Here is a 22,685-nt window from a genome sequence, read left to right on the forward strand (position 1 = left end):
ACGGGCGGGGGAGATTTTTTTTTTGTGTGTTTGTGTGGATGTATGGTATGGGGACCCTGCCGGGGCCGTGGAATTGGAATGGGGGATGTCAACTCCCGATTATACATTATCAATAATTCTATATTATCAATTAATGAAATTCAATTGTCAATTAATGGATTCCTCGATTGGTGAAATTTATTTATGACATAAATAAATGGGTTGCACTGCAAATAGTGCAACCCATTTGTGTGGATATATTGGAGAAATATCTTATCCGTATATAATCTTTCCAGTTTCGTCTTCATATGGAGTGAGATCCTTGGCATACTGGTTCATGGCTCTGAGGCTCATGCCCATTGACGAGAATCCACCGTCATGGAAGAGATTCTGCATGGTTACCTTGCGTGTGAAGTCGGAGAACATCATAACGCAGTAGTTGGCACATTCCTCAGCACTGGCATTGCCTAAGGGCGACATCTTGCTGGCGAAGTCCATCAGGTTGTCCATATCTTTTATGCCTTTGCCGGCTGTTGTCGGGGTTGGCGACTGAGATATTGTGTTCACGCGCACATTCTTCTCGCGGCCATAGATGTATCCGAAACTGCGTGCTATGCTCTCAAGCATGCTTTTGGCGTCGGCCATATCGTTGTAACCGAAAAAAGTGCGCTGCGATGCCACATATGTTAGGGCTACGACAGAGCCGTATTCGGCGATGGCATCCTGTTTCTTTGCCACCTGAAGCATCTTATGAAATGATATGGCGGATATGTCAAGAGTCTTTTGGAGATAGCTGTAATCCAAGTCGTCGTATGTGCGGTGCTTGCGTACATTTGGACTCATACCTATGGAGTGGAGCACGAAGTCTATTTTACCGCCAAGCAGTTTGACAGATTCCTCAAAAACTTTATTCAGATCTTCAACGCTTGTTGCGTCGGCAGCGATGATGGGTGCGTTGAGCTGTTTGCTAAGTTCGTCAAGTTCGCCCATTCTCAGAGCCATCGGTGTGTTGCTTAGTGTTATAGTTGCACCTTCTTCAACGGCTTTTACAGCAACTTTCCATGCAATGGATTCTTCATTGAGCGCGCCGAATATTATTCCGCGCTTACCTTTTAATAAGTTGTGACTCATTGTATAAATATAATGCGTTTGATTTATTTCAATGGCAAAATTACCACTTTTACGTAAAACAGACAAATTCTTTGGATAAAAAGATGAATATCTGTCAGTCATTCGCATGTTTTCCGTCAAATATTCGAGACTCAGTCTTTCAGTGAATAAGTGACAGTGGTCACGACTCTCAGTTTCTTTATGTGCGGAGTATTGTCGTCGCGGTCGTCTATGGAGAATTGTCCTTGATCGGCCGTGAGGATTTTGTTTAGCTTGCTGTTGCTGTTTTCAGCAAACTGTTCGGCTGTCTTTTCCGCGTTCTTTATTGCTTCCTGCATCATTTTGGGTTTCATATCCTGGAATGATACGTATTCGTATTTCACGCTGTTGTAGTATCCGCTGTTGACCACGGCCACACCTTGTTTGAGCAATTCGCCCTGTCGTGCTATGATGCCACGCATTAGTTTCACGTTGCGTGAAGTGACAGTGAGTGTCGACGAGGTGTTATATCTGTATGTGCGTTTGTTGGTGTTGTATCTGTCGGCTTCGAAGTCTGAAACTTGTGGCGCTCCCACACTGATTTCCTCTTCCTTTACTCCGTTGTGTTTCAAAAATGCTTTTACTTTATCGGTTGTGGCGTTTATCTTGTTGTAGAGTGTTGGCAGGTCGTTGCCTTGTTCCGATGTTTGTATGGCCCATGTCACTTTGTCGGCCTCCACTTCTTTTTCTGCCAGTCCCTTGACAGTCACTTTACGGTCTCTGTTGGTAAAGTCGTTCATTCCGCTCTTGATGCAAAATCCGAGTACAATGATTCCCAAAGCGATTATCGCTGATTCTTTGATTCTGTTCATAATGATATGCTTTTTAAAGTTACTTTCTTTAATTTGATAACGGATTCAAATATATGAAAGATTTCTGTAAAATAATGAGTATTGAATGTTATTTGCATATAATTAACGTATTTAAGGCGGAGAGTAACCGAAAGTAAGATTCTAATTGCAACAAAAAGAATTTCGATATGATAGGGATATTTAGTTTATGATGTTTTGGCTATTAGCACGGTGGCGTATGCGCTGATGCCTTCCTCGCGACCGGTGAAACCGAGGCGTTCGGTGGTGGTGGCTTTGATGGAGATATTGTCCTCATCAGTACCTATTGTCTCGGCCAGGCAAGTTTTCATGGTTGGAATGTGCGGGTTCATCTTGGGATGTTCGGCGCATATTGTGGCGTCAATGTTTCCTACAATATATCCTTTTGTAGCTATCAGCGCTACGGTTTTACGAAGGAGAATCTTGCTGTCAATGTCAAGTGTATCGGCCGATGTATCGGGAAAATGATAGCCGATATCGCGCATGTTGGCAGCACCAAGCAGTGCGTCGCATATAGCATGTATAAGCACGTCTGCATCGCTGTGTCCTAACAGTCCGAGGGCATGGTCTATCTTTATTCCGCCCATCCACAGGTCGCGGCCTTCGACGAGGCGGTGAACATCGAAACCGAATCCAACTCTTATATTCATACTTTATATTAAATTGACAGGGAAAACTGAAAGTTGAGAATCAAGAATTATTATTTGCAGCTTGAAAAGCCAAAGATTTTGGTGAAATCCGTATGGCAATCATAATTCCTGATTCTCAATCCTCAAATCATAATTCTCAATTTTTAATCCTTGACTCTTTGGATTATCTGCGGAAAAGGTCTTTTATTCCGTCCATATCGAAAGCCAAAGAGAAACGCAATGTCTGGTCGAGAGGGTTGCTCTGTGCTGTGGAGATGACGTAGCCCACATCGAGTGAGAATACATTCATGCGGAAACCACCGCCTACAGTGAAATACTTGCGGTTGCCCTTGTTCTCGCTCTCGTGGTGATAACCGGCACGCAGAGTGAACTGGTCGTGATACACATATTCGGCACCAATGCTCCATTGTATTTCTTGAAGCTCCTCCTTGAAGCCACCGGGTGCATCGCTGAAACTCTTGAATATACCGGATATAGAGCCCACGTCGCTGTATTCACGGATTACACGGTCCTGATAGTCGGATGTGCTCTCACCCTCTTCCTGTTTCGGAACTGTGGGCACAAGCAGCTTGTTGGCGTCGGCGGCGATAGAGAAGCGGTTGTATTCGTCTATGGGAATCATCAGCGATGCTCCCAGACGCATATTTGCAGGAATGAATTGGCTGCGGTCGTCACCGAAGTATGAAATCTTGCTTCCCACGTTACTGATGTTCATACCGATACCGAGTTGGCACTCACGTGGTCCTATGTTGATGTAGTTGTTGTAGTACATTGCAAGGTCGGCGGCAAAAGCCGATGCCGGTGCGGAATCTTCGGTATAGTCGTAACGGAGGTCGGAGTATATCCACCGTATTCCGGCTGCCAGTGAGAATTTTTCGCTTAGCATCAGCGAGTATGCAACGTCGAGCGACATCTCGTATGGTTTTACGGTCATGGCGTTTTCATCATTCGATGTCATCACTTCGCCGAGAGAGAAGTAACGTATGGATCCTGATACGGCGCTATAGTCTCCTATGCGGTAATATCCTGTCACGTATGCCAGATCGATGTCGTTGACAAGTTGTCGCAGCCATGGGGTGTAGTTGAGCGACACTCCGGCACGGCTGATGCAGAACGGATATTTCGCCGGATTCCAGTACTGTGAGTTGACATCGGGATCGGTTGCCGCTCCCACGTCGCCCATACCTGCGCTACGGGCATCTGGCGCTATGGTCTGTGATATAACGGCATGCTCCACAGGATTAAACCGGTTGAGTTTTTCCTGTGCCTTCGCTCCTGTCGTGATGAGAATGCAAATGAATATCAGGATTGTTTTGATACTATTCTTCATTAATCGTATGATATGTTTTATGTATTTGTGATATGTAATTTATAAAACGTCGGGGAGTTATTATTTATTGCTCAGTACAATCAATTTCTTGGCTTTTGACGCATGGCTGCTGTTTTCGCTGCTTATTCGTACCCGATATAGGTATACACCGGTGCTTATGCGTTTTCCGCCGTCAATGGTGAGATCCCAGTCTATGGTCATGCTGTTGTCCGATGGGACTCCTTTTGCGGAATGTGTCCACAGATGGCGTCCTGACATGTCGAATATATCGAGTACAACGTCCAGATCGCAGTCGATACGGTCGTGAAGTATGCGGAACGATGTGCTTGTTGTGGCAGGATTGTTGGTGCATTCCACGTCGAATAATGCTGGTGCAAGTCCTTCGACTACGTTGAATGTCAGTTCTGCCGTCGATGAATTGTTGAACACGTCCCATGCGCGGAATAGCAGCCGGTGTTCACCTTCGGGAAGACGCGGAATACTGTAGCCCACACGTCCGCTCTTGTATGTTCCGAAGTCGAATGTGAAGTGGTCGTTCAGTTCGTATGTCCGTGAAATTTCACCGTCTATAATCAGTTGCATGGAGTGTCCTATGCCACTGCCGGTGGAGTTTATACCGTCGTCATCGAACAGCTCTGCCACGAAATATGGTGTGGCATTGACTTTGTCCCCGTTCGTGAACGACTCTGAGTTGAGATAGCAGTATATCGACGGGCCTGCCGTTCCACCGCCGAAATCAACCGAACCGTTTAGCACTATGCTTTCGTCCGAGCCGTGGGCTGTGCGCAATTTGTCGTCAGACACAGCATATGTGAGAAGCTGTCCGCTCTTGTTGCTGTAATTGATGTCGGCGGGAACTATGAAACTGAATGCAAACTCTCCGCCGCGTATGCTGTCCGTCCCTCTATATATGGTGCTTTGGCGGTCGTAGTATGTTATGGCATTTTCTGTGGTAGGATCGTTCCGTCGTCCTGTCACCAGTTCTTTGGCATCGCGTACTGTCGCAGTTACGAGACCGTTGAAGTCTGTCTGCTTAACTCCGTCCTGTTCCACGTGTCCTTTCACCGTTACCGGTGTGCCGGCCTTCAGTTGTATTCCGTCTGTACCTTCGGCCACTTCCACGTCGTTTACTTTGTCAATCACAACGTCGAGCGACGGTATGGCGAGACGTAGTGCCGGGTCGCCAAGCAGCGTGTATTGCAGCTTGTTCGACGATGTGTCACCTGTTTTGCCGGGGGTACCGTCGCTTAGAGTTATATCGACTGTTTGGTCAACAAGTTTGTTTTTGGCCTGTCTTACGGCTTCTCCGATGGGCATGGCTTTTCCGTCGTCTGTTGTTTTCAGCACTTCGCGCATGAAAGCGAGGTTTATCGTTTCGTTAAGATGCGACAATACGGTGCGGGTGGTGCCAAAGAACGATACGGCTCCTCCGTTTTTGTTGAACAGTGCCGTTTCGCCGATGTTTTCTATCTGGCTGTCAAACGGCATTATGTCACATGATGCCGTTACCCAGAGCGGCATATTGGCGGATTTGGTGTTTTTGAAATCGTTGAGCACAAGCACCAGCTCGTGTGAAACCGTTGCCGGCGCACCGTGGCCGCTATAGTTCATTATGAGCGCGCCGTTTGTCATATACTGTTTTACAATATTCTCTACGTCGGGATATGAGAACCCAGTGGCAGATGCCTGGCGCTGGTATGTGTCCCACATTATCTTTCTGACATCGAGGGTAGGGAAGCGTGACGCAACGTCGTCGGCTATTTTGTTTGCCGTAATCATGTGTGTGTTGTTGTCACCGTCGTCACCCATAAATACCAATGTGTTCTGCCATGCTCCCGCATACTTGTTGTTTACATAGTCTGTAATCTTGTCCATCATGGTCTTGGCTTCTTCTTCCGTACGTACGGGAAAGCGGCCTACGGCCACATCGGCCTTGCCCATGTGTTTGTTATCTCCCGATTCTATGGCTTCTCTGTCGTCGAGCATACAGAAGAAATCGTCCGATACGTACGAATAGACAGTACTTAGTGAGTTTTCGCTTTCGAAGCAAAGCAGGAAATCGTCAGGGGAGTATCCTTTCCAGTCGGAAGAGAGCATGCGGTTGTCCCATGCTCCGTCACCGAACATGACGAGATATTTTGGTATGTCGTTGTCGGTTTCGGCACGGTCGTAGAACATTTTAAGGTAGCGGCGGTAGGCTGTGGCATCGGGCGTGCCGCTCGAAAATTCGTTGTACAGTTCGTCCGCCGGCACTATCCTTACAGTCATGCCGTCTTTTGATTCACGCAGTTCTTTCAGACGTTCGGCCTGTGCCCTCAGTTTCTGTGTGGTGGGCAACAGTATGATCATGTCTGCCGGAGTGTCGGCATGGTGGTCTTGGTTTGTAATGCGGTATACATATTCCGGAGCAGGGAACGAAGCGTTATGCAGATCGGGAGCGGACGAATATTCATTGTTGTGCACCACGATATAGTCAAGGCGCACCGTTCCACCTTTTGTCTGGGTTATAGTAATGCTGTTTGAAACTTGTAGATTGCGTACTCGGAAGAGGGCACGGCCCGTATTGGCAACGGTGTTTGAAGGAAGTTCGTCTACGCTTACCTTGCCCACTACACTGTCGTTTACGCTTACCGTTGTCTCTGAAGGACCGTCTGCCGTCAGTACCACCAATACGGTGCCGTCGGCAGATGAACCTGCGGATGCTACCGTATATTCGCGTGACATGCCTGGTGCGAAAGCTCTTGAATCGTACAGGTTTCGTCCGCTATGATACCATGCAAAGTCATCTACTTCGTAAAGCGCGTTCATGTAGTCGGCGCATGGATAGAAACTGTCTACAAACGACTTCTCGTCAACAGTAAGCGGCTCGTCGTCACTTTCGGTGAGGAAATAATATCCGTAATCGGAATATGGATTGCGCACACGGTCGTTTGTTGTCGACCATGTTACCGGTCCTTGTGCACGGAACAGCCGTCTGCCGTTGACAATACATGTAGGCACTTCACGGAGATCATCCGTGGCTGAAAGATATTCGCCGGTCAGCATTTCCGGTTGCAGGGCTCCGCCATATCCGTATATCTTCACCCTTGATGGATTGGAAAAACCGGCACTTGATATCACCGCATCGCTAAGCTGATACACACCGCTGTTCGGCACGCGGATTTTTGCCCACGAGCCTTTGCGCAGTACAGAATGTTCGGCATAGCGTTTTATCTGATTGTTATTGGATGCAGATTTTGTTTTGACAGGACGGGGGCGCGTGGTTATGCTTAGCTTGAAACTTACGAGTTTCATCATTCGTCCGTTGCGGCATACCAATGGGATGAATGAAATGTCGAGTTGACCCTGTTTGCGTGCCACGGCCATATGGCTCCTAATCACGGGCATTTCCGGCAGCGAGTCGGATGTTATCAGGCTGTAGCGTCTTATGTCAGTGTCAGTCATCGGTATGAACTCCGGATACTCTATAGCAACGTCATACAGAGAGTCGGCATAGTCATATCCCAAGTCGTGAGTGTAGGTAAAGCAAGGCAAAAGAGAATCTATCCTGACTTGCTCGGCTGTCAGGTTGAAGAAGCCTTGGGCGGCTGTTCTCAACATGCCGCACATCAGCACGACAATTATAAGGATATGTCTTCTCTTCATTATTTGCAATTAAATTCCAATACTTTTCTGTCCTCTATGTATCCGGTCAGATGGTCGTCAATGTGCACCGGTCCTATTCCCGCAGGTGTGCCGGTATACAGCAAGTCGCCGGTTTTCAGTGTGAAGAAGCGGCTGATGTAAGCAATAATCTCGTCCACACGGAAGAGCATGTCGCTTGTGCATCCTTCCTGTACGGTGTTGCCGTTGATGTCGAGGTGGAAGTGCAGTGCCTGTATGTCGCGGAACTTATCCACACCGATCCACTCGCCTATGGCAGCCGAGCCGTCGAAACCCTTGCAGAGATCCCACGACAGACGGGCGTCTCTTAGTCTTTTCTGCAAATCGCGTGCCGTAAAATCTATGCCCAATGTCACTGCATCGTAGTAACGATGGGCAAACCGCTCGGGTATTCCTTTACCGAGGCGGCATATCCTGACCACCAACTCTGTTTCGTAGTCAATTTGTCCCATCCAGTCGGGTATGAAAAACGGCTTGCCGTCTTTCAGGAGTGCTGAGTCCGGCTTTATGAATATCACGGGACTCTCTGGTTTATATAACGTTCCGTCCAACTCTTTATTGTGCTGGATGTAGTTCATTCCTGTGGCGAATATCTTCATTATTCATACATTTAACTTTTTAACTTCATATTCATGCGCGTTTTCTCGCCATGGCAGAGTTTGAGCAAGCTCACTCTGCTCATCTGGCTTGACGAAAACGTTGGATTTCATCCTTCGTTTTCTCGCCATGACATAGCTGAAACAAGTTTCGCTCTGTTCATCTGGCTTGGCGAGAACGTCCAATTTGTAGCCGTCAGCTTTATTGGAACCGGAATAAAAAGAAAGCCAGAAAGTAAAGCTCTATGGCCCGACTTCCTGACTTTCCGTTTTTTTATTCTATGCCCCGTTGTCTGGGGACATTTACATCTCTTACTCGGCAACGAGAGTGAAGCGTTTGAAAGCAACGATCTTCAACTCGCTGTCCTGTTGCTTCAGCCATGTTGCAACGTTGATCTTGTCACCGTCACCGAACTGGAACTCCTGGTCAACGAGGCAGTTCTCTTTCAAGAACTTGGCTACACGGCCCTTGGCGATGTTCTCAATCATCTGGGCGGGCAGGTTGGCAGCCTTTTCAGCAGCGGTCTTCTCGCGGATTTCTTTTGCCTTGTCGGCCTCCTCACGTGTGAGCCATCCTTTGTTGATGTTCGATTCGATGTGGTCGTCGGAGTCAACGAGGTTAGGGTTGATGCCGGCTTTCTTGATGGCAGCCACGACAGCTTTCTCAACCTGCTCTTCCTTGGTCTTCTGAACGGCAACATTGTACTCTTCGTCGATGATGCTCTGTGGAACAGACTCTTCGTCAAGAGCCACAGGTTTCATTGCTGCCACCTGCATGGCAATCTTGTGACCGGCCTCGGCCGCGTTCTTGTTTGTCTGAACCATGGTGGCAAGTGTGTGCTTGCCCATGTGATCGTAGACCTCGATGTTGTCACCTTCGAGCCAGTTGTAGCCGTCGAGCTCCATCTTCTCACCGGTTATGCCCGAGCGCTGTGTCACAGCCTCCTGTACTTTCTGGCCGTCGGTCAGTGTGAGTTCCTTGATCTCTTCGAGAGTCTTGCACTTGTTTGCCACCGCAGCGTCAAGGATGTCCTGTGTGAGAGCGATGAAGTCCTTGCCATTGGCAACGAAGTCGGTCTCGCACTTCAGAGCGATAATAGCACCGAAGTTGTCGGCAACCTTTACAAGTACACAACCATTTGATGTCTCACGGTCGCTACGCTTGGCGGCGATAGCGAGTCCGCGCTCACGAAGGATGTCCTTAGCCTTGTCGAAGTCTCCGTCTGCCTCTGTCAGCGCTTTCTTCACGTCTGCGAGACCGGCGCCTGTCATAGCGCGGAGCTTCTTTATATCAGCCATTGATACTGCCATAATCTTTTATAAATTCTAAGTTGTTAATTCTTAAATTGTAAAATTGTGGTGATAAATATGTCCCGACGTCTGCCGGTGGGACACACCCTCAATTATTCAGCGTCCTTGCGGGCCTTGCGTGCGGCACGTTTCGGCTTCTCCTCGCCGGCTTCAGCTTCAGCCTGAGCCTGTGCGGCAGCCTCATCAGCCTTTTCTACCTTACGTTCCTCGAGTCCTTCGGCGATAGCTGCGCAACACGCTGTCAGGATGGTCTCGACGCTATCCTTGGCATCATCGTTTGCTGGAATCACGAAGTCGATGTTCTTCGGGTCGGAGTTGGTGTCAACAATACCGAATACGGGTATTCCCAGACGGTTGGCCTCTTTCACGGCGATGGCCTCTTTCATCACGTCGATTACGAACAGTGCGGAGGGCAGGCGTGTCAGATCAGAGATGGAACCAAGGTTCTTCTCCAGCTTGGCACGCTGACGCGAAATCTGCAGCAACTCGCGTTTTGACAGATTGGAGAATGTGCCGTCGTTCATCAGTTTGTCGATGTTGGCCATCTTCTTCACAGCCTTGCGGATTGTGGGGAAGTTGGTGAGCATGCCGCCAGGCCAGCGTTCGATGACGTAAGGCATATTTACGCTTGCAGACTTTTCTGCTACGATTTCTTTTGTTTGTTTTTTAGTAGCGACGAACAGGATTTTCTTGCCCGACTTGGCTATTTGCTTCAAAGCCTCGGCAGCCTCGTCAATCTTGGCTACGGTCTTGTGAAGATCTATAATGTGGATACCGTTACGCTCTGTGTAGATGTAGGGAGCCATTGCAGGGTTCCACTTGCGGCGCAGGTGGCCAAAGTGGCATCCTGCCTGCAGCAACATATCAAAATTTGTTCTTGACATTGTCTTTAATGTTTTAACTGTTGTTTACTTTCTTTTTTATTCTTTCTTAGAATCAACCGTCGGGGTAGTCGCCACTTGGCTGTTGCCCTTGTGCGGGTCCCTGCGGTTTAGATGCTAAACTTTTGTTTCCGGCTGCTTTGCGGTTGGAAAGAGATATCGGATATTCTCAAGCCACCCGGCATGCAGGCGCATACATAATATATACAGATAACTGATGTATTAACGCTTGCTGAACTGGAAACGGCGGCGTGCCTTCGGCTGTCCCGGCTTCTTACGCTCAACGGCGCGTGCGTCGCGTGTGAGGAATCCGTGATCCTTGAGGTTCTTCTTGTCTTCGGCGTTGATTTTCACCAGTGCGCGGGCTATGGCCATGCGCAGAGCCTGACTCTGTCCGGTGAAACCGCCACCGTCGAGGTTTGCCTTGATATCGTATTTCTCTGCCACTTCAAGCAGCTCCAGCGGCTGTTTTACCACATACTGCAGAATGGCTGAGGGGAAATATTCAGTTACGTCTTTCTTGTTGATCGTAATCTTGCCTGTTCCTTCGCTGATGTAAACGCGTGCTACAGCACTCTTACGGCGACCTGTTGCATTAACTACTTCCATTGTTCCTTAAATTATTTATACTGGTTAATATCTATTGACTTCGGCTGCTGTGCCTCCTGCTTGTGCTCTGCACCCTCGTAGATGTAGAGGTTGTTCATCAGGCTGCGGCCCAAAGGACCTTTAGGGAGCATGCCCTTCACTGCATGACGGATGATTCTCTCCGCACCGTCTTTCTTCTTGCGAAGCTCTGCAGGTGTGTTGAAGCGCTGTCCACCGGGATAACCAGTATAACGGGTGTACACCTTGTCTGTCTCTTTCTTGCCTGAGAATACGATCTTCTCGGCGTTGATGATGATTACGTTGTCTCCGCAGTCCACATGGGGGGTGAAAGTAGGCTTGTACTTTCCACGGAGCAGTTTAGCTACTTTTGAGCAGAGGCGGCCTACAATCTGGTCGCTGGCATCTACAACCACCCACTCTTTCTTAGCTGTTTCCTTGTTGACGGAAATAGTCTTGTAACTTAAAGTGTTCATTTTAACTTTTGAATTTTACTACTAAAAAACATTTTTTCAATTCTTTCTTTCGGCATACCGCCACACGCCTTTTTACAGACTTTGTCATACATTAATATATATGGCATGTGTGCTTTCTGCCGTTTGGACGTCGATTCACTAACCGTCGTGCCCGGCCAAAGACAGCGACTATTAACACTACGTCCGTGGGGGCTCTAAGTGTTCCCCAGAAATAATCGGATTGCAAAGGTACTGCTTTTTCTCATTATTTAATATATGACGGGATGTTAAATATGTTGTTTTTATGTATATTTAACAACATATAACATCTGCAGCACGGTTGTTGGTCAGATGCGCTTCGTTTGTGTCGAGGTTTTTTCATACCTTTGTCACGTGACGGGCGCCGTGTGTGGCATAACCGTCAAGCTGTAGTGTTTACTTATGAGAATCGTCAACGTTAGAAACTGTGCCATAGCCGTTTTGGCGGGCGTCGTGCTGTGCGTTTGTTGCGCGCTGCGCGGCAATGACGGTACAGTCGGTTTGTCGTCGCGGTCGGTACATCTGCGCCTTGGTTCCGACACGGCTGTTGTTACTGTGCGGCACGCCGGGTGGGCGATAGACAGCATTCGGATATACGAGGATGTGGCGGGCTCCCGATTGCTCGACAAGACTTTTTGTTTTTCAGAGAAAGAGAAAAAGAGGATGCGCCGTGGCCGGCCGGTGGAACGGCGCTACGGATGGCTGAACGTCAAGACCGGCAAGAACGCCATAACGCTTGTCGCCGTCGATACGAGGTTGATTGTAAATAAGCGTTGTGCCGTGCTGTATCTGCATCGGAGAGAATGCCGCGACAGCATCCGTGTGGAGCATGAGGGGCACAGGTTCATGGCGGAGAGTGCCGCCTCGGCGAGAATGCAGGTTTTCAAGGCAAAAGCGGCTTCCGGTCGATGCCTGTTGCATACCGGAAGCCGCTTCCTGTCTGTATTTTCTTTGCTTATGCTTCAAGAGGATTCGGGCCGTACTTGTTGTCGCCCGGAGTGCCTGCCGAAACGAGAAGGAACAATAGCCACAGGCCGCCTATCATAGGAACGGCGGAGATAAAGAACCACCATCCGCTGTGATTGGTGTCGTGCAAGCGGCGCACCAATACTGCCAGATTGGGAACGATAAGGCCGAGCAAGGCCAGGATTCCGATTACGACTCCCGCAGTATCGAATATGGAATACAGAAGACCGATGATGATGGCCGGTCCTATTGTCAGGAACAGATAAAACCACCAGTACTCGGAACGGGAGGCACGTCCGCTGAAAGTAGCGTACTTTTTAGTTAAACACGTTGTGATAGATTCGGTAAAGCCCATAATGTTATTTTTATGCACGCTCCCCGGTACCATGGAGCCGCGGTTAATCTTATTTTAAGCGCGGTACCGTATGCCCTGTTTCACGGCTTTTGCCGGTGCCTCGTTGATTTTGTAAATATCAGTTGGTCTCAGCCATCAGTCGTTCATTCACTTGACATAACGCTTTTGTTGCTTAATAAATGTAAATATTTGTAATGTTCCTAATACAAAGGTAGCGAAATAATTCTCGTACAAGATACTCTTTTCTTTGTTTTTTCTTAATTTTTGTATTATTTAACGCACGGCGAATGTTGTAATCTCATATTTATATTTGCAGCTGTAATGTTGTAGTGAAGATATTTTGTATTTTCTTTACTTTAACGTATGTTAAGCGACATCCGAATCACGATTTCCGAACAAGGCCTCGAAAATCGCGATTTTTGCCCCAAATGGGGAGTGCTGATTATCAGAATGTTACGACAATAGGACTTTGTCAAGAAAGCAGAGAGGGTCGTTTCGCCTTGCAATAACGGCCTCGTTGCATTGCGAAACCGGCCTCGTTGCACTCCAATAAGGCCGTTATGGCGATGTCGGGAGGCCCTTACGGCAAGAAAACCATGTCAAAAACACGTGTAAAAGAAGCAGAGAGGGCCTCACGGCTTTTCTGGTTTGATAAAAAAGAAATGCGTTTTTTTCAGAAAAAGTCCGACACATTTTGCCGCAGGCGTTGTACGGGGTGATTTATGCGGAGGAACCTTGCTTAATCCGGCTTGACGAAAGCGCGCATGAAATCCGGCTGCCCGTTTGCATGTTCTTGGATTTTTTTGTGTACATTTGCAACCGGCAGATAAATCAAACGGATGAGACTATGCTTGAACGTGACTATATAATGCGCCTGGTGCGAGAGTTTGCCGAGGCGCTCGAACTGCTCCTCAACAAGAAAGACCGCGACACGCAGCGCGAGGAGATACGGACGATGTACACCCGGTATGTCGGCCCGTACGAGTTTTATCATACGGCGGCGGTGGAGGATGTGATGCAATCGTTCGAGCAGTATCCCGAGGAGGAGCGGCTCAACCGCATGGAGATGCTTGCCGAACTGTATTATGTCGAGACGTCGCTGGTGAGCGGTCCCGTGCGCGAGATGATGCTCGGAAAGGCGCTCGCCATATTCGACTTTGTGGACAGCCACGACCGTACCTATTCGCTTACGCGGATTGAGAAGATGGGAGAGATAAGGAGGGAGATAAAAAAGTTAAGGAGTTAATTCTCTTTCACTACTGAATAAACATTGACGTAAATCTTGTTTTTGTGTCCCTCTCTGTATTTTTATCATCAATAATGTTGTTCAAACCACCCCTTTTTCGTAACTTTGCATTCTCAATTGAATAATGCATTATAATAATTATTATGGCTGAAACAAAGAAGATTAAGACAGCGCTGATTTCGGTTTTTCACAAGGACGGATTGGACGAGTTGCTGAAGAAATTGAATGCCGAGGGAGTGAAATTCCTGTCAACAGGAGGTACACAGACTTTTATCGAGTCGCTTGGCTATGAGTGTGGCAAGGTGGAAGACGTGACGACTTATCCTTCGATTCTCGGAGGCCGCGTCAAGACACTGCACCCGAAAGTGTTCGGAGGCATTCTCGGACGCCGCGACAACGAAGGCGACCGTGAGCAGATGGCACAGTATGATATTCCGGAGATAGATCTGGTCATCGTCGATCTATATCCTTTCGAGGATACAGTGGCAAGCGGAGCGTCGGACGCCGATATCATAGAGAAAATAGACATAGGCGGAATATCGCTGATACGTGCCGGAGCAAAGAATTTCAAGGATGTGGTCATCGTGCCGAGCAAGGCCGAGTATGGCGTGCTGCTTGACATTCTGAACAGGAAAGGCGCCGAGACCGACATCGAAGACCGTCGTATGTTCGCCACACGTGCTTTTGGCGTGAGCAGCCATTACGACACAGCCATACACGGATGGTTCGGCAAATGAATGAAGGGCGCTCAGGATTACATCGGAATACAATAACAATAACGTAAAAAACAGGATGCCGACTGAAAGTGCGGACAGGAGCCCATCGGCTTGCGGAATTCCTCATTCTTCATTCTTCATTCTTCATTTTAAATAATTATGGGATTTTTTTCGTTTGTCCAGGAGATAGCCATGGACTTGGGTACGGCCAATACCATCATTATCAGTGATGATAAGATTGTGGTGGACGAGCCGTCAGTGGTAGCGCTCGACCGACGCACCGACAAGATGATTGCCGTGGGCGAGAAGGCCAAGCTGATGTATGAGAAGACTCATGACAACATAAAGACTATACGTCCGTTGCGTGACGGCGTGATTGCCGATTTCTCGGCTTGCGAGCAGATGATGCGCGGACTCATCAAGATGGTGCATACAGGCAGCCGTCTGTTTTCGCCGTCGCTCAGGATGGTGATCGGCGTGCCGTCGGGTTCCACCGAGGTCGAGTTGCGTGCCGTTCGTGACTCTGCCGAGCATGCCGACGGCCGTGATGTATATCTGATATTCGAACCAATGGCCGCCGCCATCGGTATAGGCATCGATGTGGAGGCTCCCGAGGGCAACATGATTGTCGATATCGGTGGAGGCTCGACCGAAATTGCCGTAATATCGCTTGGCGGTATAGTGAGCAACAACTCCATCCGCATTGCCGGTGATGACCTTACGGCCGACATACAGGAGTACATGAGCCGTCAGCACAATGTGAAGGTGAGTGAGCGTATGGCCGAGCGTATAAAGATACATGTGGGTTCGGCGCTGACCGACCTTGGCGACGAGGCTCCCGAGGACTATGTGGTGCATGGCCCCAACCGCATCACGGCTCTGCCCATGGAGGTGCCCGTATGCTATCAGGAGATAGCCCATTGTCTCGACAAGACGGTGGCAAAGATCGAGAATGCCGTATTGTCGGCATTGGAGAACACCCCCCCGGAGCTTTATGCCGACATCGTCAAGAACGGTATCTATCTGAGTGGTGGAGGCGCGCTGCTGCGTGGTCTCAACAAGCGTCTGACGGACAAGATCAACATCCAGTTCCATGTGGCAGAAGATCCGTTGCACAGTGTGGCGCGCGGTGCCGGAATTGCACTCAAGAATGTTGATCGCTTCTCGTTCCTCATGAGATAGTTTTTTGAGCATTTTAAGCATAGGGAACTTTAAACTTTATGATTTGCCGGTGTGACAAATCTTTCACAGAAGGCGGTCATAAGGTTTAAAGTCGGAATGTTCGGACAGTATATAGAATAGTGCGTAATCTGTTAGAGTTTTTATCGAAGTCGGGCCATTGGCTTCTGTTTGTATTTCTTGAGGTGATAAGTCTGGTGTTGCTGTTTCAGTATAACAGCTATCAGGGCAGCGTGTGGATAACGTCGGCCAATGCCGTCACCGGAAGGATATACGAATGGGAGTCTGCTGTGGAGGCGTTTTTCTCACTGACCAGAATCAATGAGGGACTGACCATGCGAAATTTCTACCTGGAACGTCAGGTGGACCAGTTGTCACGTCTGTATACTGAAGCCACTGATGATACCACGGCTGCCGAGCGATATGGGTTGAAACTGTTGGAACAGTATGAGCTGATACCGGCAAAGGTGGTGAGCAATTCGCTTCACCGGGAGGACAATCTGATAACCATCAACCGTGGTCGTGCCGATGGCGTCAGGACCGACATGGGCGTTGCCTGCGGTTTGGGCGTGGTGGGCGTGGTATACATGGTGTCCGAGCATTATTCGATTGTGATGCCGGTGCTCAACGTCAATTCGCGTGTGAGCTGCACCATACGCAAGCGTGGTTATTTCGGCTATCTGCGTTGGAGCGGTGGCGATCCTACAGTGGCTTATGTGGAGGATATTCCCCGTCATGCACATTTCAAGCGTGGCGACTGGGTCGAGACCAACGGCTATTCGTCGATATTCCCACAGGGCGTGCCGGCAGGCAAGATTATCCAGGTATATAACTCGAGCGACGGACTGTCGTACCGTTTGAAAGTGCGGTTGGCTACCGATTTCGGCAATTTGCGTGATGTGTATGTTCTAAGTGACAAGAGCATAGCCGAGCGTGCCGGGCTTATGGAAGCAGCACGCGACTCGCTGCGGGAAAAGGGCAGATAACCGATAAACAACGAAACAAGAAGATAGATGACAACCGATCTTATAAAACGAATGGCCGGATTTGCGGCACTTTGTCTGGCTCAGGCTCTTGTGTTCAACCGTATGCACCTGTTTGACTGCGCCACACCGTTGCTTTATGTTTATCTGATTATAATATTTCCGCACAACTATCCTCGTTGGGGCATACTCTTGTGGAGTTTCACACTTGGACTTGCTGTAGATACATTTTCAAATACTCCGGGCGTAGCCTCGGCTTCGCTTACCTTGACGGGTGCCATGCAGCCTTATTTTTTCAGCTTGTTCATACCGCGTGAAGCTCCGGAGGATACAGCTCCGTCGGTGGAGACTATAGGTATGGCCAAGTTTGTTTTTTACGCTGCTGTGTTGGTGTTTGTTCACTGTCTCGCATTCTTTACGCTCGAGACTTTCCACTTCTTTGACTGGTTGCATTGGATGGAGTGTGTGGGGGGCAGCACGGTGCTTACGGTATTGCTTATTGTCACGTTAGAAAGTGTGAGAAGAAGGTGAAAGACTACGGACTCGAAAACCGGCGCTTTGTGATAGCCGGTGTGGCCATCACGATTGTTTTGGTATACATAGTGCGGCTGTTCTTCTTGCAGATGATGAGTGACGACTACAAGAAGAATGCCGACTCCAATGCTTTTCTGAAAAAGGTGGAGTTTCCCTCGCGAGGCATTATAACCGACCGCAACGGCCGGCTGCTCGTATACAATCAGCCTGCATACGATATCATGGTGGTGATGCGTGAGGCGCGTGGCAAGACCGATACTACCGCGCTGTGCAAGGCTCTGGGCATAACCCGCGAATATTTTATCGAGCGTATGGAGAAGATAAAGCGCTCGCCGGGCTATTCGTCGTTTACCCAGCAGTTGTTCATGAACCAGTTGTCCGATAAGGATTTCAGTCTTTTTCAGGAGAAGATATACCGTTTCCCCGGTTTTTACATACAGCGCCGCAGTATCCGGCAGTATCAGTATCCGTATGCTGCCCACGTGCTTGGTGACATGGCTGAAGTGTCGCCGGCCGATATCGAGGACGATGATTACTACCAGCCGGGCGACTATATAGGCAAACTTGGTGTGGAGCGCAGCTATGAGAAACAGCTTCGTGGGGAGAAGGGTGTGCAGATATTGCTGCGCGATGCTCATGGCAGAGTGCAGGGCAGCTATCAGAACGGGGCTCTCGACCGTCGGCCTGTGCCGGGAAAGAACCTCACGTTGAGTATCGACCTCAATCTGCAGGCACTCGGCGAGCGGCTGCTCGAAGGCAAGATAGGCAGTATCGTGGCTATAGAACCGTCAACGGGCGAGGTGCTGTGTATGGTGTCGTCGCCCACATACGACCCGCGTATCATGGTTGGACGTGAACGCAGCCGGAATCATGCCCGTCTGAGCCTGGATTCGTGGAAACCGCTTCTCAACCGTAGCATCATGGGACTATATCCGCCGGGCTCGACATTCAAGACATCGCAGGCGCTCACATATCTCAGCGAAGGCATCATTACCCCTGCAACGGCGTTTTCGTGTAACCGTGGATTCTATTTCCGCGGATTGCATGTGGGATGCCACGGTCATGGATCGCCGCTCGCACTTGTCGATGCTATCACCACATCGTGCAACGGATATTTCTGTTGGGGACTTTACTATATGATTGGCAACAAGAAGAAGTATGGCAGCGTGCAAAACGCGATGAACACCTGGCGCGACTATATGGTGAGCATGGGATTCGGCTACAAGCTGGGCATCGACTTGCCGGGTGAGAAACGCGGACTGATACCCAACGCCGACTTCTACGATGATGCATACCGGAAATCGTGGAACGGACTTACAATAATAAGTATTTCGATAGGTCAGGGTGAGGTGACGCTCACTCCGCTTCAGATAGCTAATCTTGGTGCCACCATAGCAAACCGGGGGTATTACCATATACCCCATGTAGTGCGCAAGGTGGAGGGCGAACCTCTCGATACAGTATATACACGCCGTCATTATACCAAGGCGGGCCGTGCGGCTTACGAGACGGTGGTGGCCGGTATGCGTGGGGCTGTGCTGCGAGGAACGTGTCGTGCTGCCAACCGTTCCGACTATGAAGTGTGTGGCAAGACGGGTACGGCCCAGAATCGCGGACAGGACCATTCGGTGTTCATGGGGTTTGCACCCAAAGACGACCCAAAGATTGCCATTGCCGTATATGTAGAGAACGGTGGCTTTGGAGCCGAATACGGTGTACCGATAGGTTCGCTGATGATGGAACAGTATATAAACGGAAAACTTTCGGAAGAGTCGATGAAGAAAGCCGATGACTTCCAACACAGACGTATATCTTATGGCACGAGAAACAGATAAACGGCCGGGAGTGCTGCGTTCGCTTGACTGGTGGACAATAGGTATCTATCTGGCTCTGCTCATCTTCGGATGGCTTAGTGTGTGCGGCGCGAGCTATACATACGGCGACACAGACATTTTCAGTCTCGACACACGTTCGGGCATGCAGATTGTCTGGATAGGCACGTCAATATGTCTCGGTTTTGTGCTGCTGATGCTTGACGATCGTTTCTACGACACGTTCTCGTATATTATCTATGCCGTTCTGCTGTTGCTGCTGTTTGTCACGATTTTCAATCCGCATCAGATCAAAGGTTCGCGATCGTGGCTGGTGATAGGATCGTCGTTGAGGCTTCAGCCTGCCGAGTTTGCAAAGTTTGCCACGGCACTTGCCCTGGCGAAGTTCATGAGCACATACGGCTACAACATACACCGATGGAAGCACTTTGCCGTGACGCTTGCCATCATAATGACACCGATGATATTCATCATACTGCAGCGTGAGACGGGCTCGGCGCTTGTATATCTGGCATTCTTTCTGATGTTCTATCGTGAGGGTATGCCGGGAAGCATCTTGTTTACAGGCGTGGCGGCAGTAATATATTTTGTGGTGGGAATACGTTTGGAGGAAACCATGCTGTGGGATACGCCCACTTCCGTAGGCAAGTTCATCGTACTGATACTCGTGCAGGTGTTCACGGCCGTGATGGTATGGGTGTATTGTCGTGACCGGCGGTTGATGTGGAATGTCATATTATATTGTGTGGGTATCACGGCGTTGTTTTTGCTTTTCTCCGAATATGTGATACCTTTTGATGTCGTTTATGTGCAGATTGCGTTGAGCGTTGTCATGGTAGTCATGCTTTTGTGGCGTGCTTTTGCCACTCGTCTGCCTGCTTATTTCTTCATAACGGCCTTTGCCGTCGGTTCCGTTGCTTTTTTCTATTCGGCAGACTATGTGCTTAACGATGTGATGGAACCCCATCAGCGTGTGCGTATCAATGTACTTCTCGGACTGGAGGAAGACCTTGCCGGTGCGGGGTATAATGTCCATCAGAGCGAGATTGCCATAGGTTCTGGCGGGCTTGAGGGTAAAGGATTTTTAAATGGTACGCAGACCAAACTCAAGTTTGTGCCTGAGCAGGATACCGATTTCATATTCTGTACCGTTGGTGAAGAAGAGGGTTTTCTCGGTTCGGCGGGAGTTCTTTTGCTGTTTCTCGCACTGATTCTGCGTCTTATTCATCTTGCGGAGCGACAACCCTACCGTTTCGGGCGGGTTTATGGCTATTCGGTCCTCTCTGTGTTTCTGTTTCATGTATTTATCAATGTGGGCATGGTGCTCGGGTTGACCCCTGTTATTGGTATACCATTGCCGTTTTTCAGTTACGGCGGTTCGTCATTGTGGGGCTTCACGTTCCTGTTGTTCATATTCCTGAGGATAGATGCAGGCCGTGAGAAAGTGAGAAACTGATCAGTATTTTGTTATCTTTACCCCGATGTCGGTTATTCCAGGCAGAATTTCGCGTTTCATATCGTGGCGTATGCGTATGTGCAATGAATCGCCCTCATTGAGTCTGATGTCTGTAAGGTTGAATCGGTATTGGTAATTGCTTATTCCGGAACCTTTCACGTTGCCGTTAGGTGATACCAGTTGACAGTTGATAGTGTCACTGTATGTGGTATCGATAGGCAGAACAGTTTGGTCGACAATCAGCGTAAGGCCCATGAATGGATATCCTCCATTGGTGCGTAGTCCTATCTCTTCATTATACAGTCCAGTATCCGGTGCCGCCTTGAGATAGAAAATCAGTGTGTCGTCTTTCTCCCATCCTGTGACGGGCGTGTGTTCGTAACGGTAAAAGACAGTATTACGGTTGCATGACATGAATGTCATTGCAACCGTAAGTATTGTTGTGGTGGTCATTGCCGTCAGGCTATTCTTTCGCATCCTGTTGTTGCTGGTTGGTTTTTTGTGGGCGGTTAGGGTTGGGGCGCCTGTTGTTACGGGGTTGTCGCTGGCGGCGTTCGCCTCGTTCGGCGCGCTCTTCATTCTGTGTCTGCCTTCTGTTTTCTGGCTGCTGCCGGTTCTCAGGCTGTTTGTTTTCCTGTTGTCTGTCGTCCTGTTGCTTGCCTTTGCCGCCTCCTTGCTTTGGCTGCTGCTGACGGTCCCCGTTTGCCATCATGCCTTGTCGTTGTCCCTTGGCGTTCGGTTTCTTTTTCTTTTTGGCCTTGTCGAAACGGCTGATGTTCTCGTTGGCCAACAAGTCAACGGTGCGGGATTGGTCGTTCTTCTTGCCGTCTTCCTGAAGCGATTCGGGCTTCTCGCCACGTCGGTTCATTTCTATTATCTGGCGTGCTCTGGCCGCGCTGATAGTCTCGAGGTTTGCTGCCATATTCTTATCTGTGGAATATGTTACCGTTCCGGCCAGAATATCAGTCTTGAACAGATAGTAATCGCTGTCGAGCGTCTGCAGCACTACCTCTTTGCTTGGCAGGCGCCGGCTGGCTTCTACATAGTTGTCTACCTCGTAGTTCAGGCAACATTTCAGTTTGGCACACATTCCTGCCAATTTCTGCGGGTTGAGCGATATATCCTGGAAGCGTGCCGAGTTGGTGCTCACGCTGACAAAGTTCTTTATCCATGTGGCGCAGCACAGTTCGCGGCCGCACGGTCCTGTCCCGCCGATGCGTCCTGCCTCCTGGCGGGCACCTATCTGCTTCATCTCGATACGCACGTGGAAAGTTTCGGCCAGTACCTTGATGAGCTGCCTGAAGTCGACACGTTCGTCGGCGATATAGTAGAATATTGCCTTGTTGCAGTCGCCCTGGTATTCCACGTCGCCTATCTTCATCTGCAGGCCGAGGTCTTTGGCTATCTGCCGGCTTTCTATCATGGTCTCGTGTTCGCGGCTTTTTGCTTCGCGATACTTTTCCATATCTACCGGGCGTGCCAGCCTGTACACGCGTTTTATGTCGTCTGCCGACCGCAAATTGGCCTTTTTCAGTTGCATTTTTACCAGACGGCCCGTGAGCGTCACCACTCCGATGTCGTGTCCGGGATTTGCTTCCACGGCCACAATGTCACCCTTTTTCAGAGGCAGATTGTTCACATTGTGGAAATATCCCTTGCGTGTCTGTTTGAACTGTACTTCGACAAGGTCTGTTGTGTCAGTGTTTCCCGGAACGTCGGCCAGCCAATCGTATGTGTTCAGCTGCTTGTCCTGCCGTCCCACAGCCTCCTTGCAGAGGCCCCGGGCACAGTCGTTGCATATTTCGAAATCCTTGTTGTTCATATAAAAAAGAATGAAGAGTCTCCCGGATGCTCCGTTCCCGTGACTGGGGTAGGGTATGAAGAGTTTCTCTTGTTTTTTAATTGTTTATACTTTGAATATATTTATAT

At 49.2% G+C, this 22,685-nt stretch carries 22 protein-coding genes; 9 read left to right on the forward strand and 13 right to left on the reverse strand.

From position 1 onward, the window contains the following. On the forward strand, positions 1-187 hold a 187-nt coding region (locus tag HPS55_RS14100), incomplete at its 5' end, for a hypothetical protein (RefSeq protein WP_216655538.1). Positions 188-252: 65 nt separating this feature from the next. On the opposite strand, the gene HPS55_RS12200 is transcribed toward HPS55_RS14100, so the two are convergent. The 10 genes from HPS55_RS12200 to rplM all read right to left on the reverse strand — a co-directional run bounded on the left by HPS55_RS12200 (position 253) and on the right by rplM (position 11,471). After that, positions 253-1,110 carry an enoyl-ACP reductase FabI gene (locus HPS55_RS12200; protein ID WP_172178537.1) on the reverse strand — a complete coding sequence of 286 codons (858 nt, stop codon included), beginning with the start codon at positions 1,108-1,110 and terminating at the stop codon, positions 253-255. Between the two features lie 131 nt (positions 1,111-1,241). Continuing rightward, positions 1,242-1,940, reverse strand: coding sequence for an SIMPL domain-containing protein (locus HPS55_RS12205; protein ID WP_172178538.1), 699 nt, complete (start codon positions 1,938-1,940; stop codon positions 1,242-1,244). A 185-nt stretch (positions 1,941-2,125) separates the two neighbouring features. Further along, entirely contained in the window at positions 2,126-2,608 is a 483-nt protein-coding gene (gene ispF, locus HPS55_RS12210; RefSeq protein ID WP_172178539.1) for a 2-C-methyl-D-erythritol 2,4-cyclodiphosphate synthase, read from the reverse strand. A 163-nt stretch (positions 2,609-2,771) separates the two neighbouring features. Further along, the gene (porV, locus tag HPS55_RS12215) at positions 2,772-3,938 is read right to left on the reverse strand and encodes a type IX secretion system outer membrane channel protein PorV (protein WP_172178540.1); all 1,167 of its coding nucleotides are present in this window, start codon (positions 3,936-3,938) and stop codon (positions 2,772-2,774) included. A gap of 60 nt (positions 3,939-3,998) precedes the next feature. Then, complete coding sequence (gene porU / locus HPS55_RS12220; RefSeq protein WP_172178541.1) at positions 3,999-7,583, reverse strand: type IX secretion system sortase PorU; 3,585 nt, start codon at positions 7,581-7,583, stop codon at positions 3,999-4,001. Next, a complete protein-coding gene (locus HPS55_RS12225; RefSeq protein ID WP_172178542.1) occupies positions 7,583-8,200 on the reverse strand; it encodes a fumarylacetoacetate hydrolase family protein in 618 nt (205 codons plus the stop codon). The genes porU and HPS55_RS12225 overlap by 1 nt, the downstream gene beginning before the upstream one ends. Before the next feature lie 309 nt (positions 8,201-8,509). After that, complete coding sequence (gene tsf, locus HPS55_RS12230; protein ID WP_172178544.1) at positions 8,510-9,508, reverse strand: translation elongation factor Ts; 999 nt, start codon at positions 9,506-9,508, stop codon at positions 8,510-8,512. Positions 9,509-9,600: 92 nt separating this feature from the next. Next, positions 9,601-10,392, reverse strand: coding sequence for a 30S ribosomal protein S2 (gene rpsB, locus HPS55_RS12235; RefSeq protein ID WP_172178546.1), 792 nt, complete (start codon positions 10,390-10,392; stop codon positions 9,601-9,603). Positions 10,393-10,611: 219 nt separating this feature from the next. Next, entirely contained in the window at positions 10,612-10,998 is a 387-nt protein-coding gene (rpsI, locus tag HPS55_RS12240; protein WP_172178548.1) for a 30S ribosomal protein S9, read from the reverse strand. Between the two features lie 11 nt (positions 10,999-11,009). Continuing rightward, entirely contained in the window at positions 11,010-11,471 is a 462-nt protein-coding gene (rplM, locus tag HPS55_RS12245) for a 50S ribosomal protein L13 (protein WP_172178550.1), read from the reverse strand. 420 nt (positions 11,472-11,891) lie between these two features. Here rplM and HPS55_RS12250 point away from each other — a divergent pair, with 420 nt between their 5' ends. Beyond that, positions 11,892-12,536 carry a hypothetical protein gene (locus tag HPS55_RS12250; protein WP_172178552.1) on the forward strand — a complete coding sequence of 215 codons (645 nt, stop codon included), beginning with the start codon at positions 11,892-11,894 and terminating at the stop codon, positions 12,534-12,536. Here the strand turns inward: HPS55_RS12250 and HPS55_RS12255 are convergent. After that, positions 12,445-12,810, reverse strand: a complete 366-nt coding sequence (locus tag HPS55_RS12255; protein WP_172178554.1) for a DUF805 domain-containing protein — start codon at positions 12,808-12,810, stop codon at positions 12,445-12,447. The genes HPS55_RS12250 and HPS55_RS12255 overlap by 92 nt on opposite strands. A gap of 847 nt (positions 12,811-13,657) precedes the next feature. Between HPS55_RS12255 and HPS55_RS12260 the strand changes: the two genes are divergently transcribed. The 7 genes from HPS55_RS12260 (at position 13,658) to rodA (ending at position 20,756) form a co-directional block, all read left to right on the forward strand. Further along, positions 13,658-14,056: a hypothetical protein gene (locus HPS55_RS12260; protein WP_172178556.1), complete on the forward strand. Its 399-nt coding sequence runs from the start codon at positions 13,658-13,660 to the stop codon at positions 14,054-14,056. A 143-nt stretch (positions 14,057-14,199) separates the two neighbouring features. Next, complete coding sequence (locus HPS55_RS12265; protein WP_172178558.1) at positions 14,200-14,793, forward strand: IMP cyclohydrolase; 594 nt, start codon at positions 14,200-14,202, stop codon at positions 14,791-14,793. 138 nt (positions 14,794-14,931) lie between these two features. Then, on the forward strand, positions 14,932-15,954 hold the full coding sequence (locus HPS55_RS12270) for a rod shape-determining protein (RefSeq protein WP_172178560.1): 1,023 nt from the start codon (positions 14,932-14,934) through the stop codon (positions 15,952-15,954). A gap of 119 nt (positions 15,955-16,073) precedes the next feature. Continuing rightward, entirely contained in the window at positions 16,074-16,937 is an 864-nt protein-coding gene (mreC, locus tag HPS55_RS12275; protein ID WP_172178562.1) for a rod shape-determining protein MreC, read from the forward strand. A 27-nt stretch (positions 16,938-16,964) separates the two neighbouring features. Continuing rightward, the gene (gene mreD / locus HPS55_RS12280; protein ID WP_172178564.1) at positions 16,965-17,465 is read left to right on the forward strand and encodes a rod shape-determining protein MreD; all 501 of its coding nucleotides are present in this window, start codon (positions 16,965-16,967) and stop codon (positions 17,463-17,465) included. Continuing rightward, on the forward strand, positions 17,462-19,303 hold the full coding sequence (gene mrdA, locus HPS55_RS12285) for a penicillin-binding protein 2 (RefSeq protein WP_172178566.1): 1,842 nt from the start codon (positions 17,462-17,464) through the stop codon (positions 19,301-19,303). The genes mreD and mrdA overlap by 4 nt, the downstream gene beginning before the upstream one ends. Next, positions 19,284-20,756, forward strand: coding sequence for a rod shape-determining protein RodA (gene rodA / locus HPS55_RS12290; RefSeq protein ID WP_172178568.1), 1,473 nt, complete (start codon positions 19,284-19,286; stop codon positions 20,754-20,756). Before mrdA ends, rodA begins: the two co-directional genes overlap by 20 nt. Here the strand turns inward: rodA and HPS55_RS12295 are convergent, their stop codons facing one another. Then, positions 20,757-21,233: a gliding motility lipoprotein GldH gene (locus HPS55_RS12295; protein WP_172178570.1), complete on the reverse strand. Its 477-nt coding sequence runs from the start codon at positions 21,231-21,233 to the stop codon at positions 20,757-20,759. Next, complete coding sequence (locus HPS55_RS12300; RefSeq protein WP_172178572.1) at positions 21,220-22,578, reverse strand: PSP1 domain-containing protein; 1,359 nt, start codon at positions 22,576-22,578, stop codon at positions 21,220-21,222. Before HPS55_RS12300 ends, HPS55_RS12295 begins: the two co-directional genes overlap by 14 nt. Between the last annotated feature and the right edge of the window lie 107 nt (positions 22,579-22,685).

This window comes from Xylanibacter rodentium (assembly GCF_013166575.1).
GTDB classification, from domain to species: Bacteria; Bacteroidota; Bacteroidia; order Bacteroidales; family Bacteroidaceae; genus Prevotella; species Prevotella rodentium.